Annotated in this window: 18 protein-coding genes; 7 read left to right on the top strand and 11 right to left on the bottom strand. The window is 60.0% G+C overall.

Translation table 11 applies throughout. The features are described 5' to 3' along the window. Positions 1-261 precede the first annotated feature (261 nt). From ACIPO9_RS09875 to ACIPO9_RS09850, 6 genes are all read right to left on the bottom strand, one after another. Positions 262-624, bottom strand: coding sequence for a RidA family protein (locus tag ACIPO9_RS09875; protein WP_400780508.1), 363 nt, complete (start codon positions 622-624; stop codon positions 262-264). 29 nt (positions 625-653) lie between these two features. Then, positions 654-1307: a DUF3726 domain-containing protein gene (locus tag ACIPO9_RS09870; protein ID WP_400780506.1), complete on the bottom strand. Its 654-nt coding sequence runs from the start codon at positions 1305-1307 to the stop codon at positions 654-656. Beyond that, complete coding sequence (locus ACIPO9_RS09865; protein ID WP_400780503.1) at positions 1288-2982, bottom strand: hypothetical protein; 1695 nt, start codon at positions 2980-2982, stop codon at positions 1288-1290. Before ACIPO9_RS09865 ends, ACIPO9_RS09870 begins: the two co-directional genes overlap by 20 nt. Further along, positions 2983-4542, bottom strand: a complete 1560-nt coding sequence (locus tag ACIPO9_RS09860) for a BCCT family transporter (RefSeq protein ID WP_400780501.1) — start codon at positions 4540-4542, stop codon at positions 2983-2985. A 121-nt stretch (positions 4543-4663) separates the two neighbouring features. Then, positions 4664-5725, bottom strand: a complete 1062-nt coding sequence (locus ACIPO9_RS09855) for a membrane dipeptidase (protein ID WP_400780499.1) — start codon at positions 5723-5725, stop codon at positions 4664-4666. Then, positions 5722-7173, bottom strand: coding sequence for an aldehyde dehydrogenase family protein (locus ACIPO9_RS09850; protein WP_400780498.1), 1452 nt, complete (start codon positions 7171-7173; stop codon positions 5722-5724). Before ACIPO9_RS09850 ends, ACIPO9_RS09855 begins: the two co-directional genes overlap by 4 nt. 150 nt (positions 7174-7323) lie before the next feature. Between ACIPO9_RS09850 and ACIPO9_RS09845 the strand changes: the two genes are divergently transcribed. The 6 genes from ACIPO9_RS09845 to ACIPO9_RS09820 all read left to right on the top strand — a co-directional run bounded on the left by ACIPO9_RS09845 (position 7324) and on the right by ACIPO9_RS09820 (position 15490). Beyond that, the gene (locus ACIPO9_RS09845) at positions 7324-8199 is read left to right on the top strand and encodes a LysR substrate-binding domain-containing protein (RefSeq protein ID WP_400780496.1); all 876 of its coding nucleotides are present in this window, start codon (positions 7324-7326) and stop codon (positions 8197-8199) included. A gap of 390 nt (positions 8200-8589) precedes the next feature. Beyond that, complete coding sequence (locus ACIPO9_RS09840; protein ID WP_400780493.1) at positions 8590-9954, top strand: glutamine synthetase family protein; 1365 nt, start codon at positions 8590-8592, stop codon at positions 9952-9954. Between the two features lie 27 nt (positions 9955-9981). Beyond that, positions 9982-11289: an NAD(P)/FAD-dependent oxidoreductase gene (locus ACIPO9_RS09835; protein WP_400780492.1), complete on the top strand. Its 1308-nt coding sequence runs from the start codon at positions 9982-9984 to the stop codon at positions 11287-11289. Between the two features lie 129 nt (positions 11290-11418). Then, positions 11419-11964 carry a sigma-70 family RNA polymerase sigma factor gene (locus ACIPO9_RS09830; RefSeq protein WP_274130410.1) on the top strand — a complete coding sequence of 182 codons (546 nt, stop codon included), beginning with the start codon at positions 11419-11421 and terminating at the stop codon, positions 11962-11964. Then, on the top strand, positions 11964-12944 hold the full coding sequence (locus ACIPO9_RS09825; RefSeq protein ID WP_400780489.1) for a FecR domain-containing protein: 981 nt from the start codon (positions 11964-11966) through the stop codon (positions 12942-12944). Before ACIPO9_RS09830 ends, ACIPO9_RS09825 begins: the two co-directional genes overlap by 1 nt. Positions 12945-13036: 92 nt before the next feature. Continuing rightward, positions 13037-15490, top strand: coding sequence for a TonB-dependent siderophore receptor (locus ACIPO9_RS09820; protein ID WP_400780487.1), 2454 nt, complete (start codon positions 13037-13039; stop codon positions 15488-15490). A gap of 236 nt (positions 15491-15726) precedes the next feature. On the opposite strand, the gene ACIPO9_RS09815 is transcribed toward ACIPO9_RS09820, so the two are convergent. The 3 genes from ACIPO9_RS09815 to ACIPO9_RS09805 all read right to left on the bottom strand — a co-directional run bounded on the left by ACIPO9_RS09815 (position 15727) and on the right by ACIPO9_RS09805 (position 19111). Further along, positions 15727-16107, bottom strand: a complete 381-nt coding sequence (locus ACIPO9_RS09815; RefSeq protein WP_274130414.1) for a hypothetical protein — start codon at positions 16105-16107, stop codon at positions 15727-15729. 889 nt (positions 16108-16996) lie between these two features. Continuing rightward, complete coding sequence (locus tag ACIPO9_RS09810) at positions 16997-17272, bottom strand: hypothetical protein (RefSeq protein ID WP_400780484.1); 276 nt, start codon at positions 17270-17272, stop codon at positions 16997-16999. Positions 17273-18637: 1365 nt separating this feature from the next. After that, positions 18638-19111 carry a hypothetical protein gene (locus ACIPO9_RS09805; RefSeq protein WP_400780482.1) on the bottom strand — a complete coding sequence of 158 codons (474 nt, stop codon included), beginning with the start codon at positions 19109-19111 and terminating at the stop codon, positions 18638-18640. Positions 19112-20421: 1310 nt separating this feature from the next. Here ACIPO9_RS09805 and ACIPO9_RS09800 point away from each other — a divergent pair. Then, positions 20422-20886, top strand: a complete 465-nt coding sequence (locus ACIPO9_RS09800; RefSeq protein WP_400780480.1) for a hypothetical protein — start codon at positions 20422-20424, stop codon at positions 20884-20886. Between the two features lie 98 nt (positions 20887-20984). On the opposite strand, the gene ACIPO9_RS09795 is transcribed toward ACIPO9_RS09800, so the two are convergent. Both ACIPO9_RS09795 and ACIPO9_RS09790 read right to left on the bottom strand, forming a co-directional pair. After that, positions 20985-22187, bottom strand: a complete 1203-nt coding sequence (locus ACIPO9_RS09795; RefSeq protein ID WP_400780477.1) for an FAD-dependent monooxygenase — start codon at positions 22185-22187, stop codon at positions 20985-20987. Then, on the bottom strand, positions 22187-22705 hold the full coding sequence (locus ACIPO9_RS09790) for a MarR family winged helix-turn-helix transcriptional regulator (protein ID WP_400780475.1): 519 nt from the start codon (positions 22703-22705) through the stop codon (positions 22187-22189). The genes ACIPO9_RS09795 and ACIPO9_RS09790 overlap by 1 nt, the downstream gene beginning before the upstream one ends. Between the last annotated feature and the right edge of the window lie 25 nt (positions 22706-22730).

Raw genomic sequence — 22730 nt, 5'->3', positions numbered from 1 at the left:
TCGCGGGTATAGGTTTTTCGCTCTTGCATGGAACCTCCTGAATTGGGCGAATCATATCGCCCTTAAGAGGTGTCCGGGATCATTAGGCCAGTTCAGCTTGCCCGCGACGGCGGTGGGTCATTCAACGTCGCGGCGCCGGACCTGACGCGGTCGCGGGCAAGCGCGCTCCTACGGGGATCGGCAGTCCGGCTTGCCGGCGATTGCGCACTCGCAATCGCTGACGCCGGCAAGCCGGACTGCTACACAGCGTCGTGTTTCAGCTCACCGGCGCAGCATCCCTGCGATCACCATGATTTCGATACGGTAATGCTCCTTGGCCATGGGCGCCTGCACGCACGCGCGGACAGGTGCCTGCACGCCATCGAGCCAGGCGTCCCACAGCTGGTTCATCGCCGCATAATCGGCCATGTCCTTGAGCCAGATCTGTGCGCTTAGCAACTGGCCCTTGTCGCTGCCAGCCCGTTCCAGGGCCTGATCGATCTGTTCCAGCACATCAGCGGTCTGGGCCTGAATATCGCCGTCGACGATTTGCGACACCTTGCCCGACAGGTAAACGGTCTGGTTGTAAATGGCAGCTTCGCTGAAACGTGGGGTGGTGCCGATTTTCTGGATCGTTTCCAACATTGCAATGCTCTCGGTCAGATGAAGAAGTATCAGATGTTGTCGCTCGCGCCAGCCCCAGCACCTGTCAGGCGCGAGGCTTCAGACGCAGGCACGTAGGTGCGCGCTGCCAGGCTGTCGAGGTAATCATGCACGCTGGTGGCGAGGGTCGGGATCGAGCGCTTCGGCGTCTGTTCAAAATCACTGGCCGTCGCGATGCACCGGCAACTGACGCTCTCGACCTGCTGGCTGGCGAAGCTCTCACCGCCCATCAGCAGCCACTCCCCATTCGGTGAAAACTCAAGCACGCACCCCTCCCACGCCAACTGCAGCATCACGCCCGACTGCCTGGCACTGGCGCTGGCAAATGGCATCAGCAACTGCGGCTGACTCACGTTGCCCAGCAGAATCTCGCCCTTTTCGCGTAACAGGTATGCATGGTCGCTCAGCGTCACCCCGGCGATCAGCGGGCACATCGCGCCGTGCTCCGACGCCCAACGAGCGGTGCCGATGTCAGGGATCAGTTGCGAATACGCGCAGCCATCGTCCAGGCGCAATTGCGCAGCCAGCAGCTGCGGTCCGTCCAGGCCATTGCCGCTGAGCCAGCGTGCGGCCTTGCCGGCCTCTTCAGCCAGCCCCCAGGACAATCCCGCACCGCGAGCAGCCTTCTTGCAGAGGTTTTCGATTTCATTCAACGAGGCATTCACGATGCTGCTCCTCAAGGTCGAGACGCGGGCAGGACCAGTCGTCCGCCGGCAGGGTCGCCAGTTCATGGGGGAACGGCGCACCCTGATACAGGGTGATACGCACCCAGCGATCCGAGCGCGGGTCAAAGTGCGTGGCGCCGAAAAACGACAGCTTGCAGCGCAGCAGGTCGATCGGCAGCAGGGCCTCATCGATCAGGTTGTCCTGAATGTCTGCGTAGGGGAACGCCGGCGCCAGCTGTGCCCTGCGCACGGCGTGACGATGCTCCGGATGCTGGAGCAGGAACCCCGCCAGCCGTTGCTCATCCGCATAACCGGCCAACGCAGCCTGCAAGCGGCGAATGTCCCGGGCCACGGCCAGGGGCTGTTCAAGCTCCTGCCCCGGCTCGTTGAAGCGCTGACCGATTCGAGGTTCGAGCTTTTCTTCGGACACGTACCAGAACAGCGCCTGGCTGCTCTCGCGGGAAAAATCGATACCGGCAACCCAGCTGTAATGCGCCCGCAGGATGTCCCGCAACTGCCCTACGCTCATGCCACCCTCGATCACGAAACTCTGCTGCTCGTCCGCGTGCATGCCCTCGCCCAGCTCGTCCACCAGATCGGCGTAAGGCTCCAGCAGCAACGACACCAGGCACTCCTGCGCCTCCAGGGACAGCGCGGACTCAGCCCATCGATAGAGCCCATCCCAGGGCGCGGGCTGATCCAGCATGCCGTCGTCCAGCTTGCGTTGAACCCACGAAAGATCCTCCTGCAACTGCAGAATGCGTGCGTGTTGCAGTTCGTGTTCGCTGTGCCAGTTTCTGACGCTGGCCTGGGCCCGCTTCAGGTAGTCGGCAAACACCCGACGTTCCTCGGCACTGGCTTGCTGCAGCCCGCGAACCCGTTGCAACGCGGTCTCCCGCGCGCTGACCCAGTTATTCAACAGCACCGGGTGGTTGAGCAGAAACGGCGCCATGCCAAGACCTGTGGAGTTGCCGATGCCAAAGCGGCGGCGCAACTCCGGTGCCAGCGCCACGGCACGCTGCGGTGCGCGAACCCGGGCCAGGTGCTCAACCAGGTCGAGGGTAAACGCCCGAATCAGATACACAGTGAGCATTTCGGCCTGAAACGGTGCCGCGAGCTCCGCCCGGTCAGCGATGCTTTCACGGTCTGCGGCGCCGAACTTGCCACTGCCATAGACCGCAGTGGTGCGCATCAGATAGCCCACTTCATCGATGGCCTCACGCTCCGGCTGGTGACCTTCGGACAGAGCCTGCACGACATGGTCGAACAGCCGCACCGAGCGGTTGGCCCGTGCCATGCACAGTTCTCGGGACGAAACACGCCCGGCTTCCTGGCGTGGCACGTTGGCTTCCAGCCGCGCCAGATCATCGGCATCGGGGATTCCGTCGAACAGCGCAAACGTCGCATCCCAGGCTGTGGCGATGACCCGGTCCGAGCGCAACGCCGGGTCCAGGTCATGGGCGAAGGCCACGAGGCTGTAGCTGCGTTGCGGCCCGGTCGCGATGTACACGGCTCGCCCTACGCCCTGATCGTCGACCGTCCATACCGAACGCTGGAACTGCCAGCGCTCGGCCTTCAGGCGGCGCAGCAACTGGCGCATGAACGACAAACGGGATTGGTGGAAGGCGCCCAGTCGCGAAGCTTTCATGACGGTGGCCGGTGGTCGCATATTCATTCAGTTCACTCCCTGCTCGCGGGCCATCTGCCTGGCAATACGGATCGCATCCCAGACCGACGGCAGTATCAGCAGGGAAACCGGAACAGCCGTGATCACGATGAATGACTGCAACGCACTCACGCCGCCCTGGCCGAGCGTGATCAAGGTGGCTCCGACCAGGCCCATGCCTGCGCCCCAGAACACCCGCAGCCAGGCCGGCGATTCACCTTCGCCGCGGCTGACCGCCATGGCCACCGTGTAGGACATCGAGCCGGCGCTGGTCACCACCGAGAAGAAGCTGAGAAACAGAAACAGCGCAGAAATCAGGTTCGGCATGGGCATCGACTGGGCGACGCCGAGCAACAGCGCTTCGGGCTGCACGCCATGGCTGATCACACTGCCGGGTGACTGCAGCTCCACGCCGATCCCGGTGCCACCCACCAGCGTGAACCAGATCATGGTAATCACCGGTGCGGCCACGGACATCAGGGTAATCACTTCGCGAATGGTCCGGCCACGAGACACCTTGGCCACGTAGATGCCCATCATCGGCGCGTAACCGATGAACCAGCCCCAGTAGAACAGCGTCCAGCCATTGAGCCACGAACTGTCGTCGCGGTACATGGCCGTCTGGAAGAAGCGGGTGACGTGCAGGGCAAGACTCTGGGCGAAGGTCTCGGAAAGGAACAGCGTCGGACCGAAGATGAACAGGAACGCCGCCAGGCCCAGCATCAGCCACACATGCACCTTGCTCACCAGGCGCAGCCCGCCCAGCCCGATCACACAGGACAGGGTGTAGATCACCGTCACGGCGAGGATCACCATCGACTGGACCATGATGGTGTTCGGCACACCCCACACCGAATGCAGCACAAAGGAGATCTGCAAGCCCAGAAACCCCACCGGGCCGATGGTACCGGCGACCACCGCGATGATCGCCGAGGCGTCAGCGAACACGGCAATCGGGCCTTTCAGCGCACGCTTGCCCAGCAACGGATAGAGCAAGGTGCGCGGCATCAATGGCAGATTCTTTTCGTGGTGCAGGTACATGTAGACCACGGTCAGCAGGCTGCCGAGCACGGCCCATGCCATGAAGCCCCAGTGCAGAAACGATTGTGACAAGGCCGCCACGCCCGCAGGGGCGGTTTTCGCCACCACGCCAAAGTAAGGCGGCGGCGTGATGAAATGCATCATGGGCTCTGCGGCCGCCCAGAATGCGCCGCCGCCGGCCAGCAGGGCGCACATGATCATCGACACCCAGTTGAAGGTGCTGATGCTCGGTCTGTGCGTCACGCCACCCAGGCGAACCCGCCCCAGACGGCTGTAGCCGATGTACAGGCTGGCGGCAAAGGTCGCCAGCATCAGGAGCTGCCAATACAACCCGAAGAATCGTGTGCTCCAGGAAAAGGCGGTGCCGATCAGTGAAGAAAGCGTGTCCAGGTCGATCAGGGCAATGACCAGGAACAGCAGGAAGAACCCGCCGCTGATCCAGAATATCGACCAGTCGAGCGCATCAGCCGGGCTGTTGTGCCGTGCAGCTGTCTTGATTCCCGCGTTGATTTCGCCAGGGATTTCCATAGTGCCTCCGCAAAGTGATGGCATTCGCTGATAATTGTTATGGGTGCGTTTATTGTTCTTGGTGCTTTGCGATGCCCTTGGCAGGGCTTGCGTCAGGTCAAACGGTCAATGCTCGGGATCCTCAGACCGCGATCCCGCACGACGGAGCGCTGGGTTGGGCAACTGCCTGAACCTGCTGCTGCGCCGGGGTGAAACTCTCTTCGAAAAACCGCAGCCAGTTGCCGCCCATGATCGCGGCAGTGTCGGCCGCGCTGAAGCCAACGGCGCGCAGCCCCGACTCGATGTTGTGAAAGTCGCGGTTATCACGGAACCACTGCGGCTGGTCGGGAAACCCCGGCTGCGCCTTGGAGCCTTCGCCGTAATCGACTTCCAGGGTCCAGCGCCCGACGCGCATCCAGTCCACCACGCTATTGGGCTGGTCCTGGCAGAGGTCCGAACCGATGCCCAGATGCTCGACGCCCATCAGGTCAGCGCAGCGCGCGATCATTTCGCAGAAGCTCTGCACCGTGCAGTCGCTCTTGTCCTTGAGGTGATGGGGGTACAACGAGAAGCCGAACATGCCGCCGCTCTCCCCCAGCGCCTTGAGCACCACGTCCGATTTATTGCGCAGGGCCGCATGCCAGAACCCGGGGTTGGCGTGGGTAATGGCGATCGGGCGCTGGGAAAGCTCGATGGCTTCCAGGGTCGAGCGCTCGGCCGAGTGGGACATGTCCACCACCAGCCCGACCCGGTTCATCTCGCGGATCACCTGCTTGCCCATGCGGGTCAGGCCCGGATCGTTCTGCTCGTAACACCCGGTCGCCAGCAGCGACTGGTTGTTGTAGGTCAGCTGCATGAAGCGCGCGCCGAGGCTATGCACCACCTCGACAAGGCCGATGTCATCTTCGATCGGCGACGGATTCTGGAAGCCGAAGAAGATCGCCGTGCGCCCGGTCTGCCGCGCCAGGGCGATGTCACTGGCCCATTTGCCGTGCAGGATCAGGTGCCCGTAGCGCTGGAATCGTTGGTTCCAGGCTTCGATGTTGGCGACCATCTCGCGAAAGTTTTCGTGGTAGGCGATGGTCACGTGCACCGCGTCGACACCGCCGGCGCGCATCTGCTGGAAGATTTTTTCCGACCAGTTGTCGTACTGCATGCCGTCGATCCGCGGCCCGCGGGCGTTGAATGTCTGCGCCAGGCTCATAGCGGTGCTCCTGCGGCGATGTAGCCGGTCTTGACGTGGGTGTAGAACTCGACGGCCGAGCGGCCTTGTTCTCGGGGGCCGTAGCTTGAGTCCCCGCGCCCACCGAACGGCACGTGGTAGTCGGTGCCTGCGGTGGGCAAGTTGACCATCACGCACCCGACCCGGGCGTTGCGCCGGAAGTGAGTGGCGCGGGCCAGCGAGCGGGTCATGATGCCGGCGGTCAGGCCGAACCGTGTGTCGTTGACCAGACTCAGCGCCTCGTCGTAACTGCTGGCCTTGATCACACAGGCAATCGGCCCGAACAGCTCTTCGCGATTGATGCGCATGCTGTTATGGCCACCGATGAACAGCGCCGGTGCCTGGTAAAACCCTGGCGTGGACCGCTCAAGGCGCTGGCCGCCGGTCAACAGTTCGGCGCCTTCCTCACGGCCCAGCCGGATGTTCGACAGGTTGGCCTGCAACTGCGCCTCACTGGCTACGGGGCCGAGCTGGGTGCCGGTCTCCAGGGCATGACCGACCTTCAGCGCCGCTGTCGCCGCGAGCAGCTTCTCGACAAAGGCGTCGTGAATGTCCGCGTGCACGATCAGCCGCGACGATGCCGTGCATTTCTGCCCGGTGCCACCGAAGGCGCCGTTCACCGCGCAGTTCACGGCCAGGTCCAGGTCGGCATCGTCCATCACCGCCAGGGCGTTCTTGGAGCCCATCTCCAGTTGGACCTTGGTCAGATTGGCCGCCGCCGAAGCGGCGATGCCCTTGCCCACCTCCACGGAACCGGTGAACGAAATGGCGCCGACGCCGGGATGTTCGATCAGCGCCTGACCGATCTCGGACCCTGCGCCCATTACCAGATTGAAGAGGCCCTCGGGCAGGTCCTGACGGGAGATGATTTCCGCCAGAATCACCGCGCTGGCCGGGGTCAGGTTGGCGGGCTTCCAGACCACGGCATTGCCGAACGCCAGCGCCGGGGCGATCTTCCAGCAGGCAGTGGCCATCGGGAAGTTCCACGGCGAGACAATCGCCACCACACCCACCGGCTCGCGACGGATATCGATCTCGATGCCGTCGCGCACCGAATCGGCGGTGTGACCCAACTGGCGCAGGGTTTCGGCGGCGTAGTAGGTGAAGAACTGCCCGGCGCGATACACCTCGCCACGGCCCTCTGCCTGGGGTTTGCCCTCTTCACGGGACAGGACCTGACCGATTTCCTCGGCGCGCTTGATCAGCTCCTCACCGATGCTCATCAGCGCCTTGTAGCGTTGCTCGATCCCGCTGCGGGCCCAGACTTTCTGCGCGTCGTGGGCGGCGGCAACCGCACTGTCCAGTTGCGCCCTGGACGCCTGGGCGTACAGACCAATCAGATCATTGGTGTCGGAGGGGTTGCGATTTTCAATCTCGTTGACGCCTGCAAGCCATTGGCCGGCGATGTAGTTGCACTGTATCTGACTCATGAAACTCTCCTGAGCGGCACACTCGGCGGGACGGCGCCTCGGTGTGGTTTGAGAGAATTATGAGCCGGTGACAATTTAAGTAAATCTAATATAATTTAACGCTTGTTAAGTATTATTTAATCGAAAATCCACCCACCAACAGGGCGTGCCATGAGCATCAAGATCTCCAATTTGCAGTTCTTCGTCGCGGTCGCCACTAGCCAGAACCTGTCCCAGGCCGCCCAACGCCTGCACCGCACGCCAGCGGCGGTGTCCTTGTCACTCAAGCAGCTGGAAGAGGAACTGGGCGGTTCGCTTTTCGAGGGCGAGCGCAAGAACCAGCTCAGCCCGCTGGGACGTTTCGTATTGCTCGAGGCGCAACGTGAACTGGCGCACTTCGAGCACACCATCGGCACCATCAAGGCCTACGCCAAGGCCGAAACCGGGCTGGTGCGGGTCGCGGCAGTGCCCTCCTTCGCCATCACGCTGCTGCCGCCGATCCTTGCGCAGTTCCATGAACGCCATCCGCAGTTCCACCTGGACATCCGCGACATGGATTCGGCGCGCGTGGTGCAGGCGGTGCTCAGTGGCGAGGTGGATATCGGCATTGCGACCGTGCCCGCGATCATTCCCAACATCGAACAGGAACACCTCTTCTCAGATGCATTCTGCGTCGTGTGCAGCAGCGACAGCAGCCTCAATCAACTGGGTCGGCCAGTGCGCTGGAGCGACCTGCAAGGGCACAACTTCATCAACAGCGGGCTGGGCGCCGACATCACCGCCGCCGAATTCCGGCACATTCGTGACCAGTCGACCCTAAGCGTCAGGAACACCAACTCCCTGCTGGCCCTGGTCGCCCAGGGCATGGGCATAACCTTGTTGCCGGAGTTGCTGAGCCGTTCGGGGGCCAGCGGAAACCTGAGTTTCCTGCCCCTGGAAGACCGCAGCATCAAGCGCTCGGTGAGCGTGATTACCCAACCCAGGGAGACGCTGAATCATGCGTCCTATACGTTCCTGAAAGGGCTTAAGGAGACACGGTTTAGGTAGGCGCGACAGACGCTCTGCCCTATGTGCGGGACGTACAGCCTTCTTCACTCTGGAAAGCTGAATGTTTAGCCACGGCCAACCTAAAGATCATCAGTTCTATGCTTGCTCCCATCCCGCGCCCCGTGTGAGCATCGGCGCATGATTTCCCGTCAGATCATCGCGCCCGCTCCATCCCATTCCGCAATGCCGAAAGCCAAGGCACTGGCGGGCGCAAATCCCCTTGTCCATATCATTCTCGCCTTCTGGGCGCTGTGGCATTGCCGCCATGCCCGTCCGCCGGATCTCTCGCTCGCTGTCCACTGACACGCGTCGGCATCTTTGCCGTTACCTCCTCGACCGCCCGTAACCCAACGGTGGTCCTGTGCGCCTCTGTGCGCGAGCGAATTCGACATGCACTTTGCATCTGTAGAACAGGCAACCCGTTTCCTCAGTGAAAACCCCGATATCGAACTGTTCGAGCTGTTCATCCTCGACGCCAACGGCGTGCCGCGGGGCAAGCTGTTGCACCGCGACGAGCTGTTGGCCGTGTACCAGACCGGGCGCCCCCTGCCCAGCACCATTCTGGGCTTGACCATGAATGGCGACGACGTGGAAAACTCAGGGCTGGTGTGGGATGTGGGTGACATCGACTGCCGCGCCTATCCACTCGATGGCAGTCTGGTGCGTCTGCCCTGGCGGCGGATTCCGACGGCTGCGGTGCAGGTCAGCATGCACCCCACCGAGGGCCTGCCAGCCAGCGTCGCCGACCCGCGCCATGTCTTGCTGCGCACGATCCAGGCACTCAAGGCCGACGGCTTGCACCCGGTGATGGCGTGCGAACTGGAGTTCTATTTGCTCGATCAGCAGCGCGATGCCCAGGGCCGTCCACAACCGGCGCTGGACAACGATGGCGGACGGCCGCGCACGACTCAGGTCTATGGCCTGCGCGAGCTTGAGCAGATTGAACCCTTCCTCGCCGACCTCTACGCCGCCTGCAAGGCCCAGGGTATCCCGGCGCGCACCGCGATCTCGGAATATGCGCCGGGCCAGGTGGAGATCACCCTGGAACATGGCGATGCGCTGGAAACGATGGACCAGGCCGTGCGCTACAAGCGCCTGGTCAAGGGGGTGGCGCATGCCCACGGCATGCAGGCCTGCTTCATGGCCAAGCCCTTCGCGAATCTGGCGGGCACCGGGATGCACATGCACCTGAGCCTGGCCGACAGCGAGGGCAACAACCTGTTCGCCAGCGACGACAAGGCCGGGACGCCACTGCTGCGTCAGGCAGTGGCGGGCATGTTGCGCCACCTGCGTGATTCGCTGTTGTTGTTCTGCCCCAACGCCAACTCGTTCCGGCGTTTTCAGGCCAACAGCTATGCCCCACTGGCGCCGACCTGGGGCATCGACAACCGCACCGTCAGCCTGCGCGTACCGGGCGGTCCGGCCAACAGCCGGCATGTCGAGCACCGTATCTGTGGCGCAGATGCCAACCCCTATCTTGCGGCTGCAGCGATCCTTGCCGCCAGCCATCACGGCATCCGCGAGCAGCTTGATCCGGGCGCGCCGGTGGAAGGCAACGGTTACGCCCAGGCCACCGAGCACCTGCCCACCGACTGGCTCACCGCCCTCGATGCCCTTGAGCACTCGGAATGGGCGCGGGAAGCCCTCGGCGACGGTTTTTTCGCCGTGTACCTGAAGGTCAAGCGTGCCGAGTACCGCCAGTTCATGGCCGAAGTCAGCGAACAGGACTGGCGCTGGTACCTGCATCAGGCCTGACCCCAAAGATTCGAACAAGGTGGAACCATGAACACAGCAACGCATTCCGGGCGGGCCCAGCGGGCGCCGTCCTATTACAGCGCAACCCTCAATGACCTTAGCGAATACCCGCAGTTGCACGGCACGGTAGAGGTCGATGTGGCGATCATCGGCGGCGGTTTTACCGGCGTCGCCACTGCAGTGGAGCTGGCGGAGCGCGGCCTGAAGGTCGCGATCATTGAAACCCACCGCATCGGCTGGGGCGCGAGTGGGCGCAACGGTGGCCAGGTCACCGGCAGCCTTTCGGGCGACGAGGCCATGCGCAAGCAGATGGGCAAGCATCTGGGCGCCGAGGTCGACGATTTCATCTGGCACCTGCGCTGGCGCGGGCATCAGATCATCGAGCAGCGGGTTCAGCGCTACGGCATCGCCTGCGATCTCAAACGCGGCCATCTGCACACCGCGATGAAGCCTTCGCACATGGAGGAGCTGCGCAGCTTCAAGGCCGAGGCAGAGCGCCGTGGCATGGGCGACCAGGTGCAGTTGCTCGACCGTCAGGGCATCGCCGAACACCTGCAAAGCCCGCTGTATCAGGGCGCGCTGAAAAACCTGCGCAACCTGCACCTGCATCCGCTCAACCTGTGCCTGGGCGAAGCGCGCGCGGCTCGCAGCCTGGGCGCGCTGATCTTCGAAAACTCAGAGGTGCTGGAGATCGTCCACGGCCCGCGCCCGGCCGTCGTCACCGCCCACGGTCGGGTCGAAGCGCGCCAGGTGATGCTGGCCGGCGACGTCTATCATAAGCTGGAAAAACCCAAGCTTGGCGGCAAGATTTTCCCCGCCATGGGCGGTATCGTCACCACCGAGCCACTGGGCGAACTGGCCGAGCAGATCAACCCGCAGGACCTTGCGGTGTATGACTGCCGGTTCGTGCTCGACTACTACCGCCTGACTGCCGACAAGCGCCTGCTGTTCGGCGGCGGGGCCAACTACTCGGGCAAGGATTCACGGGACATCGAAGGCGAGCTGCGGCCCTGCATCGAAGGCACTTTCCCGGCGCTCAAGGGCGTGCGGATTGATTTTCAGTGGAGCTGTGCGATGGGCATCGTCGTCAATCGCATCCCGCAGTTGGGCAAACTTTCGCCCAACGTCTGGTATTGCCAGGGCTACTCCGGACACGGCGTGGCGACCAGCCACATCATGGGCGAAATCATGGCCGAGGCCCTGACCGGCACCCTCGAACAGTTCGACACCTTCGCCGCCTGCAAGCACCTGCGCGTGCCGATGGGCAATGTGCTGGGCAACCCGCTGCTGGCGGCAGGCATGTGGTACTACGGAATGCTGGAGAAGCTGCGCTGAGATGAAGGCGGCATGATAGGGCTGGCACCCGAGAGATGAACCAATTGCATTTCAGTATCAAACTCTCAATAATCCGACCCAAGTGAGATAAGTTCTCTTTCGATAGTGTTTCTCAGGTAAGTCAAATCAATGCCGAACCCGCCTTCTGCGTCTGTCGAGCACCTTTATGCTGAGCACAATGCCTGGTTACGTCACTGGCTGAGCTGGCGTCTGGGGTCAAGTGTCGATGCGGCGGACTTGGCACAGGACACCTTCCTGAGACTGCTGCTCAAGCCTGTGCAGCCTGTTTTCGATAACGCACTGGCTGCTCGCGGCTATCTTCGCAAGATCGCGAATGGCATCTGCATCAACCTCTGGCAGAGGCGAGAGATCGAGCAAGCATGGCTCGACACCCTGGCCGCTCAACCAGAGCGCTACGCGCCGTCGGCAGAACAGAGTGCGGCCGTATTGCAAGCCTTGCAGGAGGTCGGCCAGATGCTGATCGAGCTGCCCGCCAAAGCTGCGCAGGCGTTTGTACTGGCGGTGGTGTGTCAGATGACTGACCGTGAAGTGGCAACGCAACTGGGCGTGTCCGATCGCATGGTACGCAAATACGTGGCGCGGGCGATGCTCGGCTGCCTGCAATTGCAGGCGGCGTCCGAGGCGACGGCGCTCTGCGCCGAGACACCCTACTGATGCCTGCCCAGTCCGGGTTCAAGGTCATGGAGCAGGCCGCCGAGTGGTATGCCGAATTACGCTGTGGCGAAGTCGATCCGGCGCAGCAAGAAGCCTGGCGTCGATGGATCGAGGCCGAGCCAGCCCATCGTGAGGCATGGGAAGCCGTGCAATCCATCAGCCTGCGCTTCGATCCATTGCGAAAGCTGCCGGACCGCCGTCGCGCTGCCGACGATCTGCTGATGGCGCATCAGCGCGTCAGACGCCGCGCCGTGTTGCGGAGTCTCGGTTTGCTCGCCGGCATCGGTGCCTTCTGGTCGACGTGGCGCCTGACGCCGCTGCCCACCTGGAGTACCAGCCTGATCGCCGATTACCGCAGCGGTATTGGCGAGCTGAGGAACGTGCAATTGCCCGATGGTAGCCGCGTGTGGCTAAACACCACGACGGCCTTTGATATGGACTTCTCCGGCAGCAAACGCCTGGTGCACCTGCTCATGGGCGAGATTCTGATCGATACTGCACACGATGCCGAGCGGCCCTTTATCGTCAGTACCGCACAAGGTCGCTTCCGGGCGCTGGGCACCGAATTCAGCGTCCGATTGCGCGACCAGGAAACCGATCTCACGGTTTTCAAGGGCGCAGTTGAAGTCAGCCGTCCCGACAGCAGCGAACATCGGGTCATTCCGGCGGGTCAGCGACAGACCGTCACAGTGGGTCCGTTACCACCGACGGCCCCGGCAGACCTTGCAAGGCGGGCGTGGTCCGGGGGCCTATTGCTGGCTCAGGACATTCCCCTGGGCCAGGTACTCGACGAACTGTCGCGCTATCAGTTCGGCCACATCTCAATCGACCCTGCGGTGGCGCAGTTGAATGTATTCGGCACCCTGCCGGTGCGTGATGTCGACGCCGCACTGTCCATCCTCGCCTCGTCTCTGCCGATCACCGTTGAACGGCGCATGCCCTGGTGGACCACGATCAGTGCCAAAAACAGTGCGCCCTGAATTTTTCCTCAAATACGGTTCCGCTTTTCAGTGCCTCGCCGGGTTTAGGAGTGAATCCCTACCCAACTCATCGTCTTGAGGACAAGGAACCGATGTTTTACCGTCCCCGTTGCGCCCCCCTGGGCCTGTGCGCCTCCCTTCTGACCTTCGCCGCCTGCTCGTTGCCCAGCGCCATGACCCTGGCCGCTGAAACGGCAACCCGCGACTACGACATCTCCTCCGGCCCGCTCAGTAACGTACTGTCGCGCTTCGCCGCTGAATCAGGCATCTATCTGGTGGGCCTGAGCGAGATGGCACAGGGACGCAACAGCCAGGGCCTGCATGGCCGCTATGAAATCAACGCCGGGCTGACGGTGCTGCTGGCCGGTACCGGGCTCACGGCGCAGAGGATCGGTAACAATGAATACCGACTGCAAGTGGCAGAATTCTCCGCTATGGAGTTGGGTGCCACCACCATCAACGCCCGGCTGGGCTCGGTCACCGAGGGCACAGGCTCCTACACCACCGGTGCGATCACCCTGGGTAAAGGCGAGCACAGCATCAGGGAAACGCCGCAATCGGTGACCGTCATCACCCGCAAGCGTATGGATGACCAAAATCTCAATACCATCGAGCAGGTGCTGGGGCAGACGCCGGGCGTGACCGTCACCGGCTCACCCATGGGCGGCAGCTACTTTTTCTCTCGCGGGTTTAGGATGGACGCGCCGTTCCAGTACGACGGCGTGCCGCTGGATGTCGGCGGCAACTACGTGCAGGCCAACAGTTTCAGCAGCGACATGGCGTTCTACGACCACGTTGAATTTCTGCGCGGTGCCGCAGGCATGATGCAAGGCGCAGGCACCCCGGCCGGCGCAGTGAATCTGGTGCACAAACGCGGCCAGAGCACGCCGACCACCACCTTCACACTGTCCGGCGGCACCTGGGACAACTACCGCAGCCAAATTGACGTCGGTGGCCCGCTCAACGAAGCCAGTACCCTGCGTGGCCGGGCGATCGTCGGCGAACAGAGTCGGCACTACTTCTACGACTACGGCAAGCGCGAGGACCAGGTGGCCTACGGCGCACTGGACTATGACTTCAGTGACGACACCACCGCAGGCTTCGGCCTGGCCTATGAAAAGCTGCAGGCCACGCCCTGCTTCGGCGGCCTGCCCAGCTACAGCGACGGCTCGGACATCAAACTCAAGCGCTCGACCTGCCTGGGCGCCAGCTGGAACCATTGGGACAGCGAGCGCACCACCGCTTTCGCCGACGTCAAACACCGCCTCAACGATGACTGGAACGCACGCCTGGCCGGAACCTGGACCCACAACCAGCAAAACATGAAGTACGTGCAAGGCGTCGGGGTCGGCACGGTAGCGCCGGGCGCGACATCTTCGTCGATCCAGTCCATCGGCGCGTTGTTCGACTACGACTCGGTTGACTACGGTCTCGATGGTTACCTGGATGGCAAATTCCGCGCCTTCGGCCTTGAGCATCAACTGACCGTGGGCGCCAACACCAGCTATTCCCACAGCCATGACGTCTGGGCGCTGGCCTTCATGCAGCAGCGTGAGGACGTGTTCAACCCGACGCACTTCGTCGAACCCAGCGACAGCTACATCGTCGACAACAGCTACCGCGGCGGTGCGCCCTACCCGGCCAAGACTACGGTCAAGCAACAGGGCGTCTACGGCAATCTACGTCTGAAACTGGCCGAGCCGCTGACCCTGGTGCTGGGCGCACGGGCCAGTGACTGGCACTACACCAACGACAGCCACGCCTTTGGCGTCGCGCCCACTGACGAGCGTCGGGAGACTGGCCAGGTCACACCGTTCGCAGGCGTGCTGCTGGACATCACCCAGAACCTGACCCTGTACGCCAGCTATGCCGACGTGTTCCAACCCCAGTCCGACATCGACGCCAGCGGCAAGGTGCTGGACCCCAAGACCGGCAAGAACTACGAACTGGGGATCAAGGGCGAGTGGTTCGACGGCGCGCTCAACGGTTCGGCGAACCTGTTCCGGACTTATCAGGAACACGCCGCCATTGCTGTCGACGATGCCACGATCTGCGATTCATGCTCGGTCGACAGCGGCAAGATCCGCGCCCAGGGTGTGGAACTGGAACTCAACGGTTCGCCCCTCGATCGCTTGCAGGTCAGCGCGGGCTACACCTACACCACCACCGAAACCTTGAGCCCGGTGGACAACCTCAACGTCGCCGTGAGCAACGGCACCACCTACAACACGCTGATTCCACGCCACTCGCTGCGCCTGTGGAGCGACTACCAGCTCGACGGTGACCTGAACCGCTGGACCCTGGGCGGCGGCGTCACCGCCCAGAGCGAAATCTCGCGCCTGGCCAGCGGCTTCAAGACCGAACAGGCCGGATACGCCTTGTGGAACGCGCGCCTGCAATACCGCATCGACGATCACTGGAGCGTGGCGCTCAACGGTAACAACCTGTTTGACCGTACGTACTACGCCACCATCGGTAACCGCACCGGCAGCAACTATTACGGTGATCCGCGCAACTACATGGTGACGTTGAAGGGAAGCTTCTGAACCGCGCAGACATGCTGGGGACAACCACTGGCGTGCCGCTTCCTTAGCCTAAGGTCTGTCGAGTGGCCCTTCGTGGTGTTCAGGGCAGTTCGATATGGATCTTCCACCTGCATTGCAGATCCTGAACGGCTGGGAGGTGTTAGCAGGGCAAGGCGGGGGAAAGACGCCCTGCCCTGACTGGCTGCTAGCGGACAGAAGCAGCCCTTGGTCGATCTACCATCATCCGGCACGTTGTTTTAGGTGTGGGGACTGCCTTCGTAATCAACCACTACGGTGCCGCAGGTAACCGATACCGAACCCCAGTCCCCTTTCAGGTGGTAAGTGGCACCTTCTATCCTGAATACGTCTACATTGCCTAAATCGGTGTCACCGTTCGCATCCCTAGATACCAAAACACTCCTTTCATGCCAAAGAACGCGCTGGGTCAGGCAGAAATGAATGTGTGCATTCCAATAGCAGTACGCTTCCCCATCTGCTGGTTTCACATAGAGGGGATGTGATTCGAGCAGCACCAACTCCATTGCAAATGACAAGGTTGATACGCCCTCTTCAATCGCAAGGACGTAGCTGTCTTCCAGATAAACACTGGCAAAGCAGGTTTCATCGTAGTAATTCATAAATCGCAGATTGTGCAGATCTCAAGTGGGATCGTAGCAGCTACTGTCAATCGCCACGGTCCGCTTCGGGTCGAAAGCGGTCGCTCGTTCCCGCCGCTGATCCGACTGTTCAGTCAAAAAAGCCAGGCAGGATACTAGCGCCACTGATAGGAGGCCGCATTTACGAGGTGCCCCCGTGCCTTTTCAGAAAGCCAAGGGAAACGTGACTCAAGTCGGGCATCTGCGAGCGAGCAAATGTTTTCTAGAGCTTTGCCCGCCCGCCAGCTTGGGCACTCGATCACCTCGACCCATAAGCTGCGAAGCAGCTCACGCGCATCATCATCCAGAGCGGATGACGCTGATAGCGTCTTGTAAAAACTCCAAGGTTGTTCCCAGCACTCGAATTTCTCTATCTCCAGCACCAGTATCCGATGCAGCTCCATGTTAGCCCCCGTGGTACGTGATGACGGACAGTCGCTCCGCTGGGCAATATAATCGGATATTCATTGTGCATGTGCGTCTATGTCAAAGACGTCAGAAATCTTCACGGCGCGAGAAAACCGCCTAGCGGTCCCAAGAACCCCGAGAGGCGCAGCCCAACACAAAGTAGAAAATGGTGCTAACACACCTGATCTCTACCCGCTGCTTGATCTTGCTTCGACAGATCACTTTCGGCCAGATGCAGCCACTTTGGCCTCATGCATTGTTGGGTATTAATGAGCAGGGCCGCACTCTGCGGTCTCGGTCTCGGTCTCGGTCTCGGTCTCGGTCTCGGTCTCAGGACGAGCTGTATCACGTATAGAGGAGCGCCGCTTGAGAAATTCGGCGATGGCGCTTAAATCGGTTTGCCAGCAGCATTAAAAAGTAGCGGTAGGGCACTGACTAAATTAACCTTCCAGATCAATTGGTCTCAAATATTCAATATCGAGATAGAGATAAACAACCCTGCAAAAAACGCCGGAATGTAGCTGAGCTCAGAGCCATCATAATGATGAACAGTAGCATAGATCGTCAGTACAAAAGTGACCAGTGCGATCCAAGGCTGAGCTCTCAAAAAGCGCAGACGCACTCTTTCAGAACGGCTAACAGCGAATCTTGCCAGCCTGAAAAAAACCCAGAATAAAAGAACGGCCGACAAAGTACTCACAGCATACATTGCAAGACCTATAATCGCGAGCATTGCCATGAGGGGTGCAAATTCCTTGACTAAGAGTAGTGGACAGTTATGTATTCTCAATACAGACGTGCTAATTATTGCCATATTTCGCAGATACTTTCCACAGATCTGAGAAATTCAAAAAAGTCGCCTAATTCGCATCTGTTGTCTACGGTGTCTTGTTAGAAAACCATAGGTAATTCGGTACTTGATCATGTGCGCCGCCATACGGAAAAAACAGGCGGCTATCCGCCATAACAGGTCACCCTGAGGGAAAAAATTGAGGGCATGCTGCTGGAGTGATAGACAGGCCCACCTCTGACAGGCTGTATTCTTCACCGCCAGTAACCGGCCAAGAGCAATCTGTCGATTTAGGTGGCTTCGCATATGAACAACCCGTAAAAGTCGACAGACGCCGGGGTGTACAATTCTGACAGTTGATAAACGGCTGGGTGCCCAATAACATCAGTGCACAGAACCACCGAGAGCAAGGCATGGAAACCGCTTGGGCGAAATTGCTCAGTCCTATACTCCAGGTATCATTGGGGCCGATTTGGCGAATCCTAGTAGGGTACTTCGCACCTGGACTTTTATGGACGAGCTGCTTTAAACGCGCAGCGATCAGCGCTAACGTCGATCCGAAATTAGCACTTGCCTTGGCAAGATCTCCCTCCCTCAAGCGGCTCATGATCAATACGTTCAAATCCGATCGCTCCGTACCTACGGCCACTTGTTTCGCTGTATCTCTGCTATTCGAACTCCATGAGCTGGATCTAGCTGCGAGCGACAAACCGTCATCTGCAAGCATCAGGCACTTCGCAGTGGATGCACGTCGGGCCTGGATTAACGGCCTGATAAATAACGTGATATTGAGGAGCCGTTTTCAATCGATCCGAGACGAGCATCCTGCAAAATCTATCGCGGTGAACTCTTCCTGCCTTGATGAGCAGAGCCTGAATTTGGATGATCTGAAAGCACTGCGATGCTGGTATTTTGAAAGTTTTTCGGCTCCAGACGCGACCGAGGTCGTGTGCGTATGGCTTCCAGACCATGAGGGGATTGTTCATTACGATGCGCAGAAAAGTCACAGGATTGAGGTCGCACTGAACACGTCGACCGGAGCCGATCGAGGGTTCTTTCGAGTCGGATTTGACTACTCCATAAAGCGGACGGGCGATCATCTCCACGTATGCTTCTTGAATACGCGGACAGAGATGGAAGCCGGACACTTCGGGCGATACTGTGTGGGGAGAGCAACTAAAACAACTTTGTGGGCTCGATGATCATCATCCATATCCAGCGTCTATCAACGCTTAAAGCCGCAGGGCCCCATGTGCCAAACGTCTGCTTCGGGCCGCAAGCAGACATTTTCGCCGTCGCGAGGAGGCTAAGTAATCAGGGATTCTGGCTTTGCGCGCGGGTTCTCAGATATCCCTCCATCGCAGCGAATCGGTTGCGGGTTCCCCTTTCGAAAACGCTGTTCACCAGCGGGTCAAGTACGCGTCCCAACCACCTGGGACGGAGTTGGACGCCAAACGTATAAACCAGCTCTGAGACCCTACCGTCAATGTCGCGATGCCGCATCGAAGCGGCCCACCAGTGGAAGCAACCCGCTGGTTCCACCAGCATAGCTGCTGCAACCTTAGCGGGTCGATAATTGACGAAGCGGGTACGCATCGTAAAAAGGCGTTTCCACCCTCGCCCCTCATTTACAGTAATCGCGCCAATGTAGGGGTGATTGCCTCCGCCCTCTACTGCTGCGTGGGCTAGCAATGTATCCCATTGCTTGCGAATGGTGTGATTGTGAAACGCTTCAAATACGTCAGCAGCGCAAGCTGGCATTACAAGGATGACTCGACGTTGTGTCATTGGGTTTCCTCCTCGATGTTGGAGGTGATCACCGTCAAACCTGCGACGTTTGAAAGCCGCTGGCAGATCCGTGCCCCAAAATTACCCCAACCACCGATTACGATGACACGCATGACTAGCCCTCTGCAGCAGCCCGCAGGCGAGAGTACAGGCGCGGGATAAGCACTTCAATCATGGACTAGATAATGAAAGGTATCGACCCAGAATGTCCGACCGGGATTCACTGTCAGCAATCGGCCATGAGCGGCCAATAGAGCTAGACTGGACCGGAGTTCTGTCAGGGATCGAATGCATGCTGATTGAGTGCAAAAGGTGTGGTCAAGGCTATGTGCGAGCAATGCTTGTCCGCGCTACAGAGACTCCGCTGTGGGTGTGCGACGAATGTGAAGCAACGTGGACAAGCCGGGCTGAGGTGAATATCTGTAAATTTATAGACTACGGTACTTTGATGGCCAGCGTTGGGCTCAGCGGCTCTTGGTCTGAATTAGAGCCGCAGTGAAATCCCCATCGTTTCCTTGCTGCTGAGGGGCCACAATGGGTCGATTGCAGCCGCAGGCGACTAACCGCTAAGATCAGCCAGCCGTGTGCGGGATAAGTCCGCAGTACAGGGGCGATTTTGCTCCTCAAGGACGAACCGGAGAATGAATGAGAGCTGAGATTAGCGATGCTCCAGAACGACTCACTCGAAAGCGCCACAAACGCAATGTTTTGCATACGCTCATCTGTCTGGCCATCGGAAGCTTGGTCACGATAGGTGCAGTCGGCTTGATAAACCGAGCGACGAGCACCGAGTCGACCTACAAACAGCCGAGGAGCCATCCGGGAAGTAATGACGAACTAACTCACGCAAGTGGCACGCCGCCGAGCCGCCACCTCGATTCGTCAGGGCTTCGCGCATCATCGGAAATCCGTCCCCAAAGCGATACAAATCGGCAAACCGCTTTCAATGATCAGAACTTCACCCCAAGAGGTTCTGACAACGTCATCGCCTTCCCGGCCAGCGCCGATACACCATCACGAGACGAACCCTCAAGGAAGGCGAAGCTAACGATCGTCCGGCAGTCGCCCAGCATGAAAGACCGTGCTTGCTGGCCATACAGGCAGGGAAGCATCGAGCGCCGAAACTGCCGTTTCTCGGTTGGCCTCAAGCACAGACACTAGTCGTGGCGTAAGCACAGTGATCGATCGCTTATGGTTTCTCGACCGGCTGCAAACGGCAATAACCAGAGATGAGGGCACAGAACGAAATGGCGGCGTCACATTCAGCACCCGCTGCTTAGACCGTTCCACTGGAGCAAACAGGGGCGTATTTGAAAATCGTTGTGGTCATAGGTCTGTATGCGTTGATGGGGCTAGGACTCTATGCCCTAGGCGGCGGAAACGTCAGCTTCGGCCTGACGCTGAAGTCGTTGCCGCCGTTCTCCTGGTTTTCTGTCAGCGACGGAGTCACCCGCTATGCGTGGGTGTGCTTTGTCTATGCGTCCCTTTTCCATTTGACGTGGGCGGTATCCGTTCGAATGAAGCCTGGTCAGTGGATTGAGCGTCACACTGTAGGGGTTCTGCTTTACTACTTGGGAAAGGCACTCTTTTTCTTTCTCCTGTCGGTGTTTATTCTCGCCCTCAGCTCCGCCAGTATCACGAAGCAACCCTTCAGTGACGGTGCTCTATACCGCTCGATACTCACCTCATGCTTTTTACTCGGAGCATGGTCGTGGAACGCAGGTGTTTTCATAAAATATCTTCATGGTTTTCTCAGAGGTGTCGGCAAGCGCTAGTAACTGGCCCGAACCTCAATGCCTAAGAAATGCACACGGGCACCGGCTTCAGTGCCAGCCATGACCGACTGCTATCGGCCAGAAGCGGACATTGGTGTCTACGTCCGCTGCGATTCTTCGTGATCTGGCAACTCGATCGCATCAGCCTTCGGAGAAAGGATTTTTCCGAATAATGTCTTTAGTCCCGGTGCTGTGGCCAACCTCAACACCGCGTGACCGAGCGCGATACCAAATCGCGAATGCGGTGATGCGAGTCTAGGAGCGAATTGGGGTACGTTTTGCGCCTGAACAACGTAGGGACGCATCAGTTTCTCGTAGGCCGCAAATGCGCGGACATGGTCGGCGTGGCGGCTCAGTTCGCCAGCCAACACATAGGCGCCGCACAGTCCCAGACTCGTGCCCATGCCGCTGATAGGCGATGCGCAATAGGCTGCATCACCCACTAGCACGATGCGCCCTTTGTTCCAGCGAGGCATTTTGACCTGACCTACCGCCTCCAGATAAAGGTCGGTCGTCTCCTCCAGCGCAGCGAGCACGCGAGGTGTCTCCCAACCGGCGTCGGCAAACTTCTGCTTGAGCAGCGATTTCTGCTCGGCCTGTGAGAGTTTTTCGTAACCGCTCGGTGCTTGCTGAAACGACAAGAAGGCTCGTGTGGTGCCGAGGTTATCGGGGCGCAGACAGACACAACGGCCGCCGGGGATGTTGTGCCAGCGCATGATCTGGCCATCGCCTAGCTGTCGAGGTACGGTGAAATAGGCGGTGTATAGATCAAGCGAACGACGCTCAACTTCATTGCCGAATACCCGATTGCGTGTGGTCGAACCAATCCCCTCGGCCACGATGACAAGATCGTAAACCTGCTCACCACCCCGCTCAAAGCGCACATGCACTTGCTCTCCAGTATCCTCGATGGTTTCAATGCTGTCGCCGAATCGGTAATTGACCCTATCCTGGCTGTGCTGGATCAACAGCTTGGCCAGTTCGCCACGCAAGATTTCCAGCTCAGCGATCGGCCCCTCACCGTCAAATGCGTTGACGGCAATAAACGCCTTAGTACAGTTGGCTTGATCAACAAAGGCGATGCCCTGCTCACGGGTGGTGTTGGCCTTAATCTGATCCTCTAATCCCATACGCTGAACGACGACGCGACCGGCGCCACGTACGTCGATCGTCTGGCCCCCATCGCGAAATGCAGGCGCCCTTTCAACCACGGTGACTTCCATGCCATACCGGGACAGCCAATAGGCAAGTGCTGGTCCGGCGATGCTTGCTCCCGTCACAAGTATTTTTTGTGTTTTCATCAGGCGTGCTGATTTTCAGGGGTGGAGGCAGTGCTGCCCGGCAAGGTGCTTCGGTAGACCTCGATCACCTGCCCAAGAAACGCCTCGACTACCGAACGATTCTGGCCTTCGAGTGCGCCAAGCACAGTGTTCAAACCATGAAGCATTGGTGCGATATGGCGGTAAACCTGCGCCACTGATTCAGGTTGAGGACACACCAACACCCGGCGCTTGTCATCGAGCTGGCGTTCACGTACCACATGCCCAGCGCGCTCCAGGCGATCGATGACCTGGGTAATACCTGCGGTCGTCACTGAAAGACGCGCTGCAAGCTCGGTCGGTGGCAATGGCCCGTCGGTGATCAGGTGCTCCAGTGCTGCCACGTCGGTCTGATTAATGCCCAGGGCCGTACCTAGAGTGCCGGCTGCTCTGCGCGTCAGGATGGCGATCTCTTGCAAATGCTGGCCGACTGTATCGCCGGCAATTTGCAAACTGCGCGGGTCTTCGGCTGGAAATGGTTGAGGCGAAGGAGATTTCATGCGGAGGAACTTTCCAGAATCAAGG

The organism is Pseudomonas sp. NPDC090203 (genome assembly GCF_044746765.1).
GTDB classification, from domain to species: domain Bacteria; phylum Pseudomonadota; class Gammaproteobacteria; order Pseudomonadales; family Pseudomonadaceae; genus Aquipseudomonas; species Aquipseudomonas putida_AD.
This window is presented reverse-complemented; position numbering and strand designations above follow the sequence as displayed.